12 protein-coding genes are annotated in these 16,020 nt (G+C 45.9%); 3 read left to right on the top strand and 9 right to left on the bottom strand.

Going from position 1 to position 16,020, the window contains the following annotated elements:
• A partial coding sequence (locus tag HMPREF2983_RS14115; protein ID WP_210400347.1) for a hypothetical protein occupies positions 1-216 on the bottom strand: 216 nt, incomplete at its 3' end.
• Positions 217-323: 107 nt separating this feature from the next.
• A complete protein-coding gene (locus HMPREF2983_RS01235) occupies positions 324-1,823 on the bottom strand; it encodes a phosphatase PAP2 family protein (RefSeq protein WP_083316627.1) in 1,500 nt (499 codons plus the stop codon).
• Between the two features lie 629 nt (positions 1,824-2,452).
• Here HMPREF2983_RS01235 and priA point away from each other — a divergent pair.
• A complete protein-coding gene (priA, locus tag HMPREF2983_RS01230; protein ID WP_070665832.1) occupies positions 2,453-4,723 on the top strand; it encodes a replication restart helicase PriA in 2,271 nt (756 codons plus the stop codon).
• A gap of 148 nt (positions 4,724-4,871) precedes the next feature.
• On the opposite strand, the gene HMPREF2983_RS01225 is transcribed toward priA, so the two are convergent.
• Positions 4,872-6,413, bottom strand: a complete 1,542-nt coding sequence (locus HMPREF2983_RS01225; RefSeq protein ID WP_070665829.1) for an OmpP1/FadL family transporter — start codon at positions 6,411-6,413, stop codon at positions 4,872-4,874.
• A gap of 634 nt (positions 6,414-7,047) precedes the next feature.
• Here HMPREF2983_RS01225 and HMPREF2983_RS01220 point away from each other — a divergent pair.
• Positions 7,048-7,620: a hypothetical protein gene (locus HMPREF2983_RS01220; RefSeq protein ID WP_070665826.1), complete on the top strand. Its 573-nt coding sequence runs from the start codon at positions 7,048-7,050 to the stop codon at positions 7,618-7,620.
• A 71-nt stretch (positions 7,621-7,691) separates the two neighbouring features.
• Here HMPREF2983_RS01220 and HMPREF2983_RS01215 read toward each other — a convergent pair whose 3' ends face one another.
• From HMPREF2983_RS01215 to gltX, 3 genes are read right to left on the bottom strand one after another with little or no spacing between them, the layout of a single operon-like run.
• Complete coding sequence (locus tag HMPREF2983_RS01215) at positions 7,692-8,432, bottom strand: hypothetical protein (protein WP_070665822.1); 741 nt, start codon at positions 8,430-8,432, stop codon at positions 7,692-7,694.
• A gap of 52 nt (positions 8,433-8,484) precedes the next feature.
• Positions 8,485-9,708: a 3-deoxy-D-manno-octulosonic acid transferase gene (locus HMPREF2983_RS01210; RefSeq protein WP_070665820.1), complete on the bottom strand. Its 1,224-nt coding sequence runs from the start codon at positions 9,706-9,708 to the stop codon at positions 8,485-8,487.
• A gap of 39 nt (positions 9,709-9,747) precedes the next feature.
• Positions 9,748-11,265 carry a glutamate--tRNA ligase gene (gltX, locus tag HMPREF2983_RS01205; RefSeq protein WP_070665817.1) on the bottom strand — a complete coding sequence of 506 codons (1,518 nt, stop codon included), beginning with the start codon at positions 11,263-11,265 and terminating at the stop codon, positions 9,748-9,750.
• A gap of 96 nt (positions 11,266-11,361) precedes the next feature.
• Between gltX and HMPREF2983_RS01200 the strand changes: the two genes are divergently transcribed.
• A complete protein-coding gene (locus HMPREF2983_RS01200) occupies positions 11,362-13,425 on the top strand; it encodes an HD family phosphohydrolase (RefSeq protein WP_004373987.1) in 2,064 nt (687 codons plus the stop codon).
• Between the two features lie 14 nt (positions 13,426-13,439).
• On the opposite strand, the gene HMPREF2983_RS01195 is transcribed toward HMPREF2983_RS01200, so the two are convergent.
• The 3 genes from HMPREF2983_RS01195 to HMPREF2983_RS01185 form a co-directional block, all read right to left on the bottom strand.
• On the bottom strand, positions 13,440-14,012 hold the full coding sequence (locus HMPREF2983_RS01195; protein ID WP_070665814.1) for a hypothetical protein: 573 nt from the start codon (positions 14,010-14,012) through the stop codon (positions 13,440-13,442).
• 347 nt (positions 14,013-14,359) lie between these two features.
• Complete coding sequence (locus tag HMPREF2983_RS01190; protein ID WP_070665811.1) at positions 14,360-14,887, bottom strand: nitroreductase; 528 nt, start codon at positions 14,885-14,887, stop codon at positions 14,360-14,362.
• A 72-nt stretch (positions 14,888-14,959) separates the two neighbouring features.
• Positions 14,960-16,018, bottom strand: a complete 1,059-nt coding sequence (locus HMPREF2983_RS01185) for a winged helix DNA-binding domain-containing protein (RefSeq protein WP_070665809.1) — start codon at positions 16,016-16,018, stop codon at positions 14,960-14,962.
• Between the last annotated feature and the right edge of the window lie 2 nt (positions 16,019-16,020).

Raw genomic sequence — 16,020 nt, 5'->3', positions numbered from 1 at the left:
CGGGGCTCCTTTTTTGTATTGGTCCTTTTTCCAAGTCCCCTCTCTATGTTCTTCAGGAAGCCATATTCCTATCCCGTCCCATTTATTAATGTATAGGGGGATAAAATAGTATTTAGGAAAAAGACTTTTATTCGATTTGACATAATCACTTGTCCATTGAGAAAATAGTAAGTGATTACAGGAAAAATAATATTCATTTTGATGACAGAAAGGCATTTCCTTACGAGATAATATTTTCCTCGTAGCATTATATAGTTATTAACGTATATATTCGTAGCAGTGTCTTTCAGTTAGTTATGCCTTGGCGAGGAAGTTATGAGCATTCAGAAGCAGAAAGAGAATGCAGCGCCAAGAATGGGTTGGGAGACGCTTTTCTTTTGTGAGGCAACGTAAGGGGCAATATAGTCACTGATGTTATTGATTGTTTGTCCGTTGAGAGTTATAGAGCGGCCGGCATCTTTAAGGAAAAGAGTGGGAGCATAGGTTGACCTGTAGGTGCGACGCACAAAATTGTAATCAAGAAAGACTTTCCATGCCATTCTCGATTTATAAGCAAAGGTGGCAGAAAGTCCTGTTCCGATAATCGTTGCATTATCTCCACCCACTTGAAAGAAACTCCACTTGCTGTAGTAGGGCTTCCCGTTATCTTTTCCGTTTCCTTTTATTTCGAGTGTCGGCACGGTCTTACCATGTTGCGGATCATATTCAAATGCAATGTCTCGCTGATGTCCTTTAACTTCAGCAGTGACAGCAATGCCGTCTAAATAGCTTCTGCCCACAAGGAGTTTTGAACCTAATGCAAACCTTTTGCTGATAGGGAAATTGAAGTACACTCCACCGCTCCAGTTGAACTCTGCCATGTGGTTAGATTCAACGGTCAGTGTGTAGCTGTCAAGAAATCCGGCATTTGCAGAAGCGAGCTGGTTCAGAATTCCAATAGGATGCAGTGCATCCTTATCATATCCTTTGACATTACGTGATGTAATCATCAGACGTCCACCCAAGCCTATATACCGATTTAGGAAATAGGCACTCTCGACGCCAACGGCAATGCCACGTGAAAGTTTAATCTTTCGTTTCTTTTGCCCATGATAATATTCGTTCAGTCCGGGAAGATGCTCCATGAAATCAAGATGACGCTCACTTAGGCCGATACCCATTTGCACATTGAAGAAACTTGGATACTTGTAAAGGTCAAGTTCGTCATCCCTGTCATGGCGTAACAAACCTTTGTTCTTGAAAAGTAAATCCCCCAAAGTATAGCCCATCTCTGTAGACAGAATACCAATACCCGCACCGGCAAACGTGTCACTAGCCCAATGCCTGTTGTTAAGTACGCGCATACAACCTGTTGCCGTAGCAAGCATATAGCCTGCAATGCTGTACCATGGGCTTCGAGTCATGCCATATTCTTTATGGAGTATTGTGGCAGCACTAAAGGCTGTGGCCGTATGACCGGAGGGGAAGGAGTTGTTTGTCGAACCATCAGGACGAAGTTCTCTGACAGAATATTTCATGGTTTCTACTAAAGTAGCCATGATAATCAATGAAGCTGCACTGCTGACAGCATAGCGTTTGAGACTGCTTCGCCCCTCCACTCCCGCAACTTTCAGTCCTGTGGTCAGCAATAGTGGAGCATATTGTATATAGTTATCTGCAGATTGGTGGAAATTCAGTTGGAATTTATTGCGTACTTCCCTGATATTTCTTTTCTCACTTCTTAGTGCAATTCCTGCCACTATCCATGGCAGTCCTGCCAACGACATAGAAGCGTTGACCCTGTATCTGTATTCCTGCGTGTTATGATGAACTGCATTTCCCATGCTGTCAGTAAGGCTTGTTTCCTCAGTGATATGGCCTAAAGAGTCTGTCAGAGATGTGGTTGCCAAGCAATTTGCAGCTGTGAAAAGAAATATGAAACTTACTAACGCGCGGCAGTTCTTGTATATTATGATTGGATTGGCGTGATGCATTTACAGTTGTCGGACTTTATTTCTGTGGCAAAGATATATAAAACGATTGAAAAGTGAAAGCTATATGGCCGAAAGTTTATCCTAATCTCTCCTCAAGAGAGGACAGTTGATAAAGGCGTTGCTGATATTAACAGAAATATCATGCTCTGCTTTATTTTGCAATCTGTGTCATATTGCGTTGTAAAGTGACTGGAATGACCGTGCAATCTGCGTCATATTGCGTGGTAAAGTGATAGAGATTACAGCGTAAAGTGATGCAAGTTGCAGTGTGGTTTTCTGTAAACGGGGAATTCAAGTCTTGTTTGTGGGAAAACAGGATGTTGCGAGCCAACTTTCAATGCGTGTTCTCCTGATAATCTTCAACCTGTTTTTTGCATGAAGCTTGAAGTGAGTTGACCGTACGTCAGCAATGTTTTGAGCCTCCTTTTCCCCCTGCATTTTGTCGGAATTCCCATTATTTTATTTATCTTTGCAACTGCATGAAATATGTAGAGGTCGTTCTTCCATTGCCTTTAGACGGGCTTTTCACCTACGCAGTTGCCGATAATCAAGCGGCAAAAGCGCAGGTAGGATGTCGCGTGCTCGTGCCGTTGGGCAAGTCGAAGAAGTATATCGGCATCGTGATGCACGTCGTCGACGAGAAGCCGGAGTTTGAAGTGAAGCCTATCATCGAAGTCATTGACCGACAACCGATATTACTTCATCAGCAAATAAGACTCTGGCAATGGATTTCCGACTACTATCTTTCACCGCTTGGCGATATCTATAAGGCTGCTTTGCCTTCCGGGTTGAAGGCCGAAGAGGGCTACCGACCGAAGAAAGAGACTTATATTACGCTCTCAGAAGCCTTTCGCAGTGAACAAACTCTGCATGTGGCCATGAACATGTTGACGCGTGCCACCAAACAACTCAAGGCTTTTGTGGGCTTTCTTTCGCTGTCGCATTGGGACACGCTGAATGGAACGACACCGCAGGAACCGCTGACCGAGATTACACGTGAAGAGCTGATGAACGCCACCAACACCTCGCTTGCTACCGTCAAAGCCTTGGTTGACCGCAACATTCTTACCCTTTATCAGAAAGAAGTGGGCCGACTGAACACCTCTGAAACGGCACATCCGGAGTGCATGAAGCCTCTGAGCACGGCCCAGTCCACAGCTTTTGAGGCTGTTAATGAGCTGTTTGCCACGAAGAAAGTTGTGCTTTTGCAAGGTGTAACGTCAAGCGGGAAGACCGAAATCTATATCCATCTCATCCAACAGGCACTCGATCGAGGCGAACAGGTGCTTTATCTCTTGCCCGAAATCGCCTTGACCGTACAGATTACAAGCCGCCTGAAGAAAGTGTTTGGCAATCGATTGGGCATTTATCATTCCAAATATAGCGATGCCGAGCGTGTGGAAATGTGGAACAAGCAGCTTTCCAATGCTCCCTATGAGGTTATTCTTGGCGCGCGCAGTGCCGTCTTTCTGCCCTTTCAGAAGCTTGGACTTGTCATCGTTGATGAGGAACATGAAACGAGTTTCAAGCAGCAAGACCCTGCTCCCCGCTATCATGCAAGGAGCGCTGCTATCGTGCTGGCATCCATGTATCAGGCCAAGACGCTGTTGGGAACTGCCACACCTTCACTTGAAAGTTACTATAATGCACAGCAAGGAAAATATGGACTTGTGACGCTTACTACACGTTTCAAAGGAATTCAGTTGCCGCAGGTTGAAGTTGTAGATACCAAGGATTTGCAGCGCAGAAAGATGATGACAGGCCCTTTCTCCCCGCGACTTTTAGAGGCTGTCAGGCAGGCGTTGCATGATGACAGGCAGGTGATTCTGTTTCAGAACCGCCGTGGTTTTGCCCCGAGAATAGAGTGCAAGGAGTGTGGTTGGGTGCCGAAATGTACAAATTGTGACGTCACACTGACTTATCATAAGAACCTCAACCAACTCTCATGTCATTATTGTGGCTTTACGTACAGCGTGCCCGTGAAGTGCCCGCAGTGTGGAAGTGAGAAGCTCGTCAGCCGCGGATATGGCACGGAAAAGGTGGAAGACCAAGTGCGCGAACTGTTTCCCGAAGCACGGGTAGCCCGCATGGATCTCGACACTACGCACACCCGGAATGCTTACGAGCGCATTATTGACGACTTTTCTGCCGGTCGTACCAACATTCTTATCGGCACACAGATGATTAGTAAGGGCCTCGATTTCGACAATGTCAGCGTTGTTGGCATCCTCGATGCCGATGCCATGCTCAACTATCCCGACTTTCGTGCCTATGAACATGCCTTCATGATGATGAGCCAAGTGAGTGGACGTGCAGGGCGAAAGGGCAGGCAAGGGCTTGTCATTCTTCAGACAAAGAGTGCCGATCTGCCGGTTATAGGGCAGGTTGTACGCCATGATTTCAAGTCTTTTTGTACAGACCTGCTGGATGAACGCTCGCTCTTTCACTATCCACCTTTCTATCATTTGGTCTATGTCTACCTTAAACATACCAAGAATGAAGTGGTAGAAACAGCCGCATTGGAAATGGGGAGTCGTCTTCGCCAGTATTTTTCTGACCGCATTCTTGGGCCAGACAAGCCTGCCATAGCACGCGTGAAGACCATGCATATCCGAAAGATTGTCATCAAACTTGAGCATGGTATCAACCTGAAACGCGTGCGTGAGGTGCTGCGCTACGTACAGAAACAAATGATGCAGGACAAACGTTATGCTGCCCTGCACATTTATTATGACGTTGATCCGATGTAGAAGACAGGCTGTTTTGCCGTCGAAGAAATGATAATACATAAAAAGTGGTGTCGCTCATGACGTAAAATATAGTATGAGCGACACCTTTTTTATTTATAGTATAGATTTATTTCTTCGTGTCTTATAAGGCAAAGATTTGGAGCGTCTTTTAGAAGTTGATGTCTACACCTGCACCGAACACGCTGTTGTTACGGGTGAAACGAGCTTTATAAAGCAGTTCGTTCCCGCCCACATTCTCGGTCTTGTCACCGTTGAAAGTAGAGTAGAAGGTGTGGAAATAGGCCACGTTGAGATCGATTTTCTTGCTCAGATGTATGCAGGCACCTATACCCACAGAGTTTGAATTGGCCACGAACGACTTGTCATCCATGTATTCCTTGGTCAGACCATAACTTGTGTTCTGCCACCCTGCACTTAGAGTAAACTTCTTGGTAGCATCAAATTCCACGCCTGCATTCCATTCGATTGTACCTCGTTTCAGTTTATCTTCGCGGTGTTGATAGGTTGTTGCCTGCTTATCAAAGAAGTAGTGGAACCCCACATTGATGCGCAATGGATCAATTGGATTATAACCTGCGCCTATAGCAAGATAGGCAGGGATGTCGTTGGCAACAGTCTTGCCGTCGGCATATTCACCAGTTGCTTCTTCAATCTTCTTGTCGAACTCATCCTTAATATTCTTCATTGCACCTACGACATCTTTATTCGTGAGTATTTCTTCAATTTTATTATGTGGGATATTAGCTTCCTTAAAAATCTCTTTTAACTTATATGGCAGATTACCGATACTTGGAAGCTGGTTTACCGACTCGTTCTTCAGGCGCATACGTGTCTTGAATTCATACTTCGCAGCAAAGTTCCAACGCCCTGTTTTGAAGTCAATGCCAAGAATAGGTGTAAAGCCCACGCCCGTCTGGTCACAGTTCAATTCGATGTCTGAAGAGTTTGGTTTGGTTGCATCAAGCATTGTATAGAGAGGTACGTTGCCCACTTTGATGTTACGGACATAGCCATAATAATTACTCATGGCATATACACCCCGCACGCCGGCATAGGCACTAAGCTGAGGAGTTACACGATAAGCTGCACCCAAAGATAGGCTATAATAATATTGACGGCCACGCATATAGCTCTCGTAACTGTAGGTGCCTTGCTTGCCAAACTGTTGGTCACTGCTTAGTCCCAAGCGGTTTCCCGTTACCTTATCTAATGTTTGTGCCAGCTTGTTTACACCTGCAGCCGTCTCGCCGACAATCTTTTCAAACGAGCCAAGTCCATTGTCGAAAGTACATTTACCACCGCCACCGGTCACGCCAAACATCGCTTGGAAAGAGAACTTCTTCCAGTTGTAGGCTGCCTGAATGGAGGGAAGTACAGGCGCAAAAGCCGTACCACGGAATTTGCGTTCGGTTGAATTGTTGTTCTGATTACGTGTAAATAGCGGGAATTCGTTGTTGATAATGCGGCTCTGGAACACGAGTTGCCAGTTCAAGGAGAGGTGCAGACCATCGCTCATGAAAGCCACACCTGCAGGGTTTGAATAGACACCATCAATGCCAATGGAAGCCTCGCGGCTCAGCATTCTGTTGAAAGCTACATTCTGGTTGGTGTTCGTCAGTAGGCCACCTGCCCACATTGTCTGTGACGCTGAGATTGCAATTGCAATGAAAGCGAATTTTAATTTATTCATCTTTAAAAATCTTAATAAAATTCGTCGCAAAGGTATTTAGATTGTTCTAAAAGTCTACAAAAACGCTAAAGTTTTTAATTTGTGTTAACATTAAAAGGCGAGTTTTATGCACACTTTTTGCTTTTTGTGCATAAAAACTGCGCATTTTGAAGTGATTTGTGCAGTTTGTAGAGACATTGTTGGGCTGTTTCTGTGTGGGAATATGAATGGAGCGGAGGGTAGAATTGCGCTTTTAAGGCAGCTGAAAGAATTGATATGGGAAAAGGGGTTGCCTCATTCTGTTTTCTCATTCGCTTTTCATGGTTCTGCAACCTGCGTCATATCATCGTGCAATCTGCGTCAAGTTGCACGATAATCTGCGTCAAGTTACAAGCTCATTTGATGCAAGTTACAAAGCGTTTGGATAGAGAACGAGTTTTAAGGCATTTGCAGATATGATTTCATATCATTTTAATGAGCGGCGGATAAACAGCAAAACCACAACTCTGTTTACGGGTAAAGCCTGCTTGTTAGTCTCCCTATGATGTATGAACTCCCTTGCATTATTTTTTGAATAAACTCAAAAAAAACTTCAGTTACGAGGCAAGATTAATCGTTTTTTACATTATATTTGTGAACAAAATGATAGAATAACATGAAGAAAACAAAAGGATTTATAGTGTGGAGCCTTGTGCTCCTGTTGGCAGGAATAAGTCTGACGGCCTGTTCAAATGATGATGATGAGAACGCTCCCATTACATGTATAGAGCCTCCTATCTATCAAGTGAATGATGCTCTCTGGCAGAAACTCATTGTAGGTCATGGCTGGAAACACGTTGTCAGCTATGCTGTGGAGAACGGGAAAATCACAAATCGCAATTTTTATGAAGACATGATAGGCATCAGTCCCCATGACCTTTACTTCACGGCTGACTCTGTTACGACCTATTTTTATAGCAACGCATTGGGTGGAAGCCCCCGAAAAGTGACGAAAGCCTATACAACCCGACTGTCGGCTGACGGCAAAAGGTTTGAAGTTTACAGAGAGGGAGAAACGCAACCGCTGCTTTCTTGCGATTGGTTGAACAGCCGGCAACTCTGTTATTACGAGTCACCTTTCGTGCAGTCTGATGGTTCTCTCAGAACACTTTTCACTTATATGTGCCGCATGACGGATAAAGAACTGAAGAAATGGCAGGCAGAAGCCAATTCATTGCCAAGCAAGTAGAGGGCTGCTTGCTGCGTAGTCTGTGGCTGTAACCCTATAGATTTCATTTCGTGCGTTTGCATTTTGCCGACTTATTTAGGGCAAGATGCAGACGCATGTGTATTCTCGTTAACTTTTATTTTCATGTAAACATAAGGGCGAGGACTGTCTTTTGGGGTTGATTGGCGCTGCTGTTTCTCCGCTTTATCATATCGGTAGCACATCAGATAGAGTGTGTTGTCGGCGCCCCAGAAGATGAAACGTCGCAACGCTTCAATGCTTTTTGCTTCCCAAGCATGAGGAAAACAGAGTGTTGAATCCTTGACAGTGCAAATGGTTTTCAGTTTGCCTGTCTCGTGTTTCCGTACAAGTATATTCAATGGAGGCTCTCCGGCATCTTCCCACCAGTCTTCTCCTGCCCATAGACCCGCTTTGGAATAGGCGTGATATTCCATGGGAAGACGATTGTAAGAGGCACTGTCAATGGGGATAAGTTGCACGCTCTTGTCGAAGAGATTGATGAAAAACTCACCGGTTACACCCACGACAATCGCCATATACTCCTTTGTTTCATGGATTTTCCCCACTTGAAAGATATTGATATGCTCCTTCCATTTGCCATAAAGTTGCTTGATTTCATGCGTCATCCGGACACGTGTTGCGCTGTCAACAGCGTTGGTGTCAGCGATGAGATTATAGGTTTGATACTGCTTGAAGGCCTTATCAAACTCCTGTTTGCTGATTTCTTGGAATTGAATATCAGTGGAACTGCATGCCAAAGTGCAAAGGCTGAGGGTGAAAACGAGGATGCAAAAACTGCTTTTAAGGTTCATCAGCTGTGTTTTATAGGAGGTGATAGAGTCACCATGGATGCCCTTCTGTGTCTTAAAGTGACACGTTTTCCATGACCTTTGCCGTTGCTCCGGCTCTGCTTTTCACGAAAGCTCCGGCATTTTCTCCCGCATTCTGCAGGAAAGAGGCATCGGTTTCAAAGCGCATCATGAGGTCGCGGAAACTCTGATAATCCTTGATTTCAAAGCCTCCCTGAACCAACATCAGGCCTTGAGCCTCTTGGAAATGCTTGTTGTTTGGCCCGAAAACGACAGGAATGTCCCATACGGCAGCCTCCAACACATTATGAATGCCGACACCGAAACCGCCACCCACATAGGAAACTGTACCGTAATGGTAGATTGAAGAGAGCAGTCCGAAGCAGTCGATAATCAGTACTTCGGCATCTTTCACATTCTCTTCTGTGGCCTCAGTGTAGCGAACGACACGCCGTCCTTTCAATAATTCGAAGATTTGTGAAAGGTGTTCATCGCTGATAACGTGTGGGGCAATGATGAGTTTCCAATCTTTGTGAATGTCAAAGTATTTAATGAAAATCTCTTCATCGGGTAACCATGACGAGCCTGCCACAAAAACTTTCTGTGCATGGGCTGTGAACTGTTCTACTATCGGCAGCTGTTTGCTGGCCTCCTTGATTTGAAGAACGCGGTCGAAACGCGTGTCTCCGACAACATCAACATCGGTAATTCCCAACTTAGCCAACAGTGCTTTGCTCTCCATATTCTGCACAAAGAAATGTGTGAAGCATTTCAATACGCGGCCATACTGCCTGCCATACCATTGGAAAAATATCTGATCGGGACGGAAAATGCTGCTTACGCTGTAGGTAGGAACACCACGATGCTGCAGAATATGGAGGTAGTTGTACCAGAATTCATATTTGATGAAGAAAGCCATCACGGGTTTTACCGCGCGAAGGAAACGGCGTGCATTGCGTATAGTGTCTAAAGGAAGATAACAAATGATGTCAGCTCCCTCGTAGTTTTTACGCACCTCATAGCCCGAAGGCGAAAAGAATGTGAGCAGTATCTTATACTCCGGATGTGTTTCCCGCAAGTGTTCAATCAGCGGACGACCTTGTTCAAACTCACCTAAAGAGGCGGCATGAAACCATATATAGCGGGCTTCAGGGTCTACTTTCTCTTTTAAGACCTTGACAGCCTGCCGTTCTCCGGCCCACATCTTCTTGACTTTCTTGTTGAAGAGGCTTGCAATGGCCACTCCAATCAAGTATAGATAGATTACGATATTGTACACGATGTTCTGTAGGTTTTGTCTGTCGTTGCTGTAACGCGCTTATTTCAACACTTCAATCGCTTTGCGCATGCGTTTCAATGTCTCTTCCTTGCCTAAGAAAGCAGAGATGTCAAACATGCCGGGACCCTTGCCAATGCCGACCAAAGTCAATCGGAATGCGTTCATTACATCACCGAGTTTATAGCCTTTCTGTTCTACCCAGTTCATCACTACAGGCTCTTGACCTTCGATAGAGAAGTCTTCGATGCCTTCAAGCACGTCGGCTAATTCGGTCATCTGCTGTGCAGAATATTCCTTCCAGCGCTTCTTCACAGTCTTTTCGTCATATTCTGACGGTGCAATGAAGAAGAAAGCGCAAAGTTCCCAGAGTTCTTTCACGAAGTTGACGCGGTCTTTCATCATATGAACTACCTGCGTGATACGCTCCATGGGCTCGTCAACGCCGTTGTTAGCCACGATAGGTGCGAAGAGCGCTGCAATCTCGTCATCACTCTTCTTGAGGATATATTCGTGGTTGAACCATATTCCTTTCTGGAAGTCGAACTTCGCTCCGTGAAGTGAACACTTGCTGATGTCGAAGGCTTTCACGAGTTCTTCGAGGGTGAAAAGTTCTTGGTCAGTGCCTGGGTTCCAGCCCAATAGGGCCAAGAAATTGACTACTGCCTCGGGGAAATAACCGCTTTCACGGTATCCCGACGATATTTCTCCGGTCTTTGGATCATGCCATTCCAATGGAAAAACAGGGAAACCGAGTCGGTCTCCGTCGCGTTTGCTCAGCTTTCCTTTGCCTTCCGGTTTGAGCAACAGGGGCAGATGGGCAAACTTTGGCATAGTATCTGTCCAGTCGAATGCCTGATACAGCAACACATGGAGGGGTGCACTGGGCAACCATTCCTCGCCTCTGATGACGTGAGTGATTTCCATGAGGTGGTCATCTACGATGTTTGCCAAGTGATAGGTAGGCAATTCATCGGCGCTCTTGTAGAGAACTTTGTCGTCGAGAATGTCACTCTTGACGATAACCTCACCGCGAATCATGTCGTTGACATGCACTTCTACGCCCGGTTCAATCTTGAAACGCACGGTATATTGTGTGCCGTCAGCAATCAACTGATCCACTTCTGCCTTGGAAAGGGTCAGTGAATTACGCATTTGGAGACGCGTATGAGCATCATATTGGAAGTTCTTGATTTCGTTACGCTTGGCTTCCAATTCCTCGGGAGTATCGAAAGCAATGTAAGCTTTGCCTGCATCAAGAAGCTGTCCTACATACTTTTTGTAGATTTCACGACGTTCACTCTGACGGTAAGGGCCATGACTTCCACCGAAACTGACACCTTCATCAAACTTTATTCCAAGCCAACGGAATGACTCTATGATATATTCTTCGGCACCGGGAACAAAGCGATGAGAGTCGGTATCTTCTATTCTGAATACCAATTCGCCTCCATGCTGGCGTGCAAAAAGGTAATTATACAGGGCAGTTCGTACACCGCCGATATGCAAGGGACCTGTAGGACTGGGTGCAAAGCGCACTCTTACTTTTCTTTCTGACATATCTTGAGACAATATTTTCGTGCAAAATTAATATATTTTTTTCAGTTTTGAATATTTTTTTAGTATTTTCGCGTAGTAAACAATAAATCAAACAGTATGGCATTCTTTGAGAGATACAAAAGTATCTACTGGCGTAACGTGGCTATACGCTTTACATTAATCTTGGTCACGGTGGCTCTTATCGTGTTTTTCATGCCGCGAAACAGGGGTGTGCAGCTACGTTATGACATCGGAAAACCATGGATGTATGGCTCGTTTATTGCTAAGTTTGACTTCCCCGTCTATAAGACGGATGAAGCTGTGAAGGCTGAACAAGACTCGGCACTCAAGTCGTTTCAGCCTTATTATAACTATGATGCCAAGCTCGAAAAGAGCGAAATCAAGCAGTTTTATCATGATTTCAGTGTCGGCATTGAAGGCATGCCGTCGGGCAGTGTGCACCGGATTGCCGAGCGTTTGCATCAGCTTTATCGCACGGGTATCATGTCTACGCCCGAATATAACGATTTGGTGGCCGACTCAAGCAATATGATTCGCGTGGTGAGTGGCAAGGAGGCAAAGAGCACGAAAGTCAACATGCTCTATTCAACGATGTCGGCCTATGAGACAATTCTCCTTGATCCGGCACTCGTCCCCTATCGTTCCATTCTGCAACGCTGCAATCTGACAGACTATATTGCACCTAATCTCAGCTACGACAAGAAGCGTTGTGATGCCGAAAAATCCGATCTCTTAGGAAGTATCCCGCTTGCCAGTGGCATGGTGATGAGCGGTCAGAAGGTGATTGACCGTGGCGAAATCGTCAATGATTATACTTATCGTGTGCTGAGTTCCTTTGAGCGTGAGATGCAAAGACGTAATGCAACAGAGGCTGAAATCACGAATACACTCATCGGACAGATACTCTTTGTAACCATTCTCGTGACGCTGTTCACGATTTATCTGGCACTTTTCCGCGATGACTATTTCCTTAAACCGCGCAGCATCCTGATGCTCTATGCCATGGTGTTCATCTTTCCAATATTGGTTTCTCTCATGATGAGCCACAGCATTTTCAGTGTCTATGTGCTTCCGTTCACGCTGGTTCCTATCTTCGTGCGTGTGTTTATGGACTCCCGCACGGCCTTTATCACCCATGCAGTGATGATACTTATCTGTGCCGCAACAGTCAGATATCAGTATGAATTCATTATCATTCAGCTCGTTTCAGGCTTGATTGCTATCTACTCTCTGCGCGAACTCTCCAGTCGTGCACAGGTGTTCAAGACGAGTCTGTTGGTCACTGTGGGCAGCATTCTTGTCTATATCTCGCTCCAACTGCTTCAAAGCAATGACCTTCTGAAATTGGATCGCGACATGTATGTGTACTTCCTGGTCAATGGTGTGTTGCTGTTGTTGTCTTATCCGCTGATGTATCTCATCGAAAAAGCCTTTGGTTTCGTCTCCAATGTGACGCTCATCGAACTCTCAAATACCAACAGAGGCCTGCTGCGCGACTTGAGTGAGATTGCTCCGGGCACCTTCCAACACTCTATCACCGTTGGAAACTTAGCTTCAGAGATAGCCAACCGCATCGGTGCCAACAGCTTGTTGGTGCGTACGGGCGCCCTTTATCACGACATAGGTAAGATGACCAACCCTGTATTCTTCACCGAAAATCAAGCCGGAGTGAACCCCCATGACCACATGAGTTATGAAGATAGTGCGAAGATTATCATCAGTCATGTGACTGAAGGCGTGAAAATGGCAGAGAAATACAACCTGCCAACCATCATCAAGGACTTCATTCTGACGCATCACGGGCGTGGAGTCACCAAATATTTCTACATCAAATATAAGAACGAACACCCCGATGAGGATATTGACATGGAGAAGTTCACCTATCCCGGGCCTAATCCTTTCACGCGCGAACAGGCTATTCTGATGATGGCCGACACGGTTGAAGCAGCCTCTCGCTCACTGAATGAATATACCGAGGAGAGCATCAGCCAGCTTGTCAATAAGCTCATCGACGGGCAGGTGGCCGATGGTTTCTTCACCGAATGTCCTATCACGTTCCGCGATATCTCCCTGGCCAAGCAGCTTATCATTGCCCGCCTGATGGCCATTTACCACACACGAATTCAATATCCCGAGCTGAAAGGCGCTTCAAAGTCTTGAAGAAAAGCCGCAGGTCACCATATCCGCCAACATAGAAGCACTGCAGAAAAGAGGAACAGCAACATGCAGATGATGTCTATATGGCGGTTATGTTGCTGATAATAGGTGTGGGGAGACATCAGTCTCACCGTGTCGTTCCAGGGCTTTATCATGGGCTTTGCGGCATAGTAGACTAATTTTTGCGTCTTCATGTCTATCAGAAAGTAACCTTTCTTGCTATGTCCGAGCACGTAGTTGCCTGCCACCTGCACGGAGTCTACCTCTGAAGGCATTTCCTCAAAGGCTTTATTGTCTTGAATACTATAATGATTGCCCTGCGGATCTGTCGTCCACAGGGTGTATTGTGAGTTCAGTTTGATGCCATAATAAGTGCCTATCCAGTCCTCGCCTTTCCATATATTGCTGAGCGCAAAGTAAAAAACGAGGAGTACAAACGTACCCAATACGCATTTGAGAAGTCTCATCATCAGTTTCTTCATACGCTCTTTTCCGTTGTGTCCAAAGGTGTGTCCGTTCATTTCGCAGCCCTGCAGACTTTGCAACTCCAATGAGGTTTGACGACTGCGGATAATGTGTCTTTTCTTCATTCAAGCGGCATCAAATCATGCCTCTGAATGACTTCATTATCAATCCCTATTAAAGCGCTTTGCAATCAGCGTCAAATGAGCCTGTGACTTGACGCAGATTGCGATGTAATCTGACGCAGATTGCACGATGACTTGATGCAGATTGCGCGCTGATCTGACGCAAATGAGAAACTGACGGGCACAAGATTGTCTTTTGCTTTGTCTGTCCCTGTGTTGCATGCAGTGTTCAGCCATGCTGCTTTTTCTGTTTCGACAATCTGGCTAAGCGCCGGTCTTCACACGCACAATGCTTCTTTAGATTATACTTTTCACGTCCTCATGATGCATTATGAATTATGCATCGTGCTTTATTTAATCACGCGATAATAGTCTTTCTTCCTTGCTTTCACGGTTTTCGGACATGAAGCAGGATAGCCTACAGACAGTGCACCGATGCCCATCAGCCCCTCGGGGAGTCCCCATTCGTGCATGAGTTGCCCGCCTTCAGCGGTTGCAAACATCTGTTCCTCACGGTTAATCCAGCAGCTGCCAAGGCCAATGGCATGGGCTGCAAGCATCATGTTGCCGAGCACTAAGCTGCCGTCGCGCGTGTTGTTGAACCAATCCTGTGAGGCAAAAACGAAGATAAGGGTCGGTGCACCATAGTAGGGGTCGGACGTTACGCCCATTATTGCTGCATTCATCTCGCGCAGTTGCCGGCATTGGTGCTCGTTCTGCACGGCTACAATCCATGGATCTTGCAGCCCTTTTCCTGTTGCTGCCCATGTTCCTGCTTCGAGAATGGTCTGCAGTTCTTCGTCGGTAATCTGTTCATTTGTGAAGCGGCGGATGCTTCTGCGCTCGCGAATAGCTTTGATAACTTCGTTTTCTATCATGTTGTTGGTTTTATGTTGTTGTATTGTTTGTGAGAATTCATTCCGTGATCAGCCGAGGCCATGCTCCTTGTCTTAAAGCTTGTTGGTGGCAAAGTGTTGCTGAAACTGGGCAATGGCTTGTGAAAGACGGTTGGAATCGGGTTGTTGTTCTGCGCCGAAAAAGCTACATGTGGGTGAGATAGCCTTTTTGTTTTCAAGTTTCCAGTTGCCGATGGCTCTGCCGTTTTCAAGGATGAGGGGAAAGAATATGCCATTTTTGGTAAAGGCTTTTGGCGCATCTTCGGGTAGAATCACATCGTTGCGGTTGTTATAGGCAATGATATATTCGTCGTAAGAAGGCAGCAGAAGCAGCTGCTTATTGGTGACTTTCCTATCGGTTTCATGCGCTGTCATATAGAATTCGTCGTTGGGTAGCGTTTGTCTTTGCAGTTCATTGCCTGCAAGGTGGATAGCCTTTCGTGCCTCTGTTATCGTCAATCCCGACCACCACAAGAAGTCATTGAAACGTGCCGGACCATGACTTTGAAAGTATTTTCGAGCCAACAGTACTAGTGCTTCTTCATGAGAAGGCAACGCCTGTTGGGGTATCCAGTCGTCCATTAGCGTGTAGGTGTGCTGCCCGTTCTGCTGTTTCCCGCTGCAAACAATCCCTTCAATCTCGGCTTCTTGCAGGAGGGTTGTCATGAAATGCGGGTGGAGGTTGCCCATTTCCTGCTTGAAATAATCTGTGATTTGCGGTCGTGTCAGGTGTTGACCGTACAGCAGTTGGGCAAGCTTGTCGAGGTGTTTTGTCCATGTTTGTCCTTCAGATATCAGTCCGGATGCCTTTTCCAATGTGCGGTATGCCTGTTTAAGTTTGCGGTAGGAAAGCTGGAGCATCCACCTGATGTCATGTGCGCTGACGATATGCCATGTGGGTCGAAGCACATGAGTGCGCACGATTTTACCTTGGTCTATGGCTTTGTTTACTTGGTCGAGTGTGCCGTTCTTCGTGCGTAGGGCAATGGCCAGTTTAGCCATTTCGAGCTGTTGTGCCTGAACAGCTCCCAGCCATTCCACAACGTTTTCGGGCTTTTGAAAGCGTTGGTCCACCAGTTGTTGGTTGCGAAGTCGGATTTGATGTATTTGCATTC

The organism is Prevotella sp. HMSC077E09, from assembly GCF_001814685.1.
Classification (GTDB): domain Bacteria; phylum Bacteroidota; class Bacteroidia; order Bacteroidales; family Bacteroidaceae; genus Prevotella; species Prevotella oris.
This window is presented reverse-complemented; position numbering and strand designations above follow the sequence as displayed.

Bases quoted from the DNA above. Each gene is read 5' to 3' on its own strand.
- HMPREF2983_RS01235 (WP_083316627.1), bottom strand. From the start codon at position 1,823: ATGGGAAATGCAGTTCATCATAACACGCAGGAATACAGATACAGGGTC.
- priA (WP_070665832.1), top strand. From the start codon at position 2,453: ATGAAATATGTAGAGGTCGTTCTTCCATTGCCTTTAGACGGGCTTTTC.
- HMPREF2983_RS01225 (WP_070665829.1), bottom strand. From the start codon at position 6,413: ATGAATAAATTAAAATTCGCTTTCATTGCAATTGCAATCTCAGCGTCA.
- HMPREF2983_RS01220 (WP_070665826.1), top strand. From the start codon at position 7,048: ATGAAGAAAACAAAAGGATTTATAGTGTGGAGCCTTGTGCTCCTGTTG.
- HMPREF2983_RS01215 (WP_070665822.1), bottom strand. From the start codon at position 8,432: ATGAACCTTAAAAGCAGTTTTTGCATCCTCGTTTTCACCCTCAGCCTT.
- gltX (WP_070665817.1), bottom strand. From the start codon at position 11,265: ATGTCAGAAAGAAAAGTAAGAGTGCGCTTTGCACCCAGTCCTACAGGT.
- HMPREF2983_RS01200 (WP_004373987.1), top strand. From the start codon at position 11,362: ATGGCATTCTTTGAGAGATACAAAAGTATCTACTGGCGTAACGTGGCT.
- HMPREF2983_RS01195 (WP_070665814.1), bottom strand. From the start codon at position 14,012: ATGAAGAAAAGACACATTATCCGCAGTCGTCAAACCTCATTGGAGTTG.
- HMPREF2983_RS01190 (WP_070665811.1), bottom strand. From the start codon at position 14,887: ATGATAGAAAACGAAGTTATCAAAGCTATTCGCGAGCGCAGAAGCATC.
- HMPREF2983_RS01185 (WP_070665809.1), bottom strand. From the start codon at position 16,018: ATGCAAATACATCAAATCCGACTTCGCAACCAACAACTGGTGGACCAA.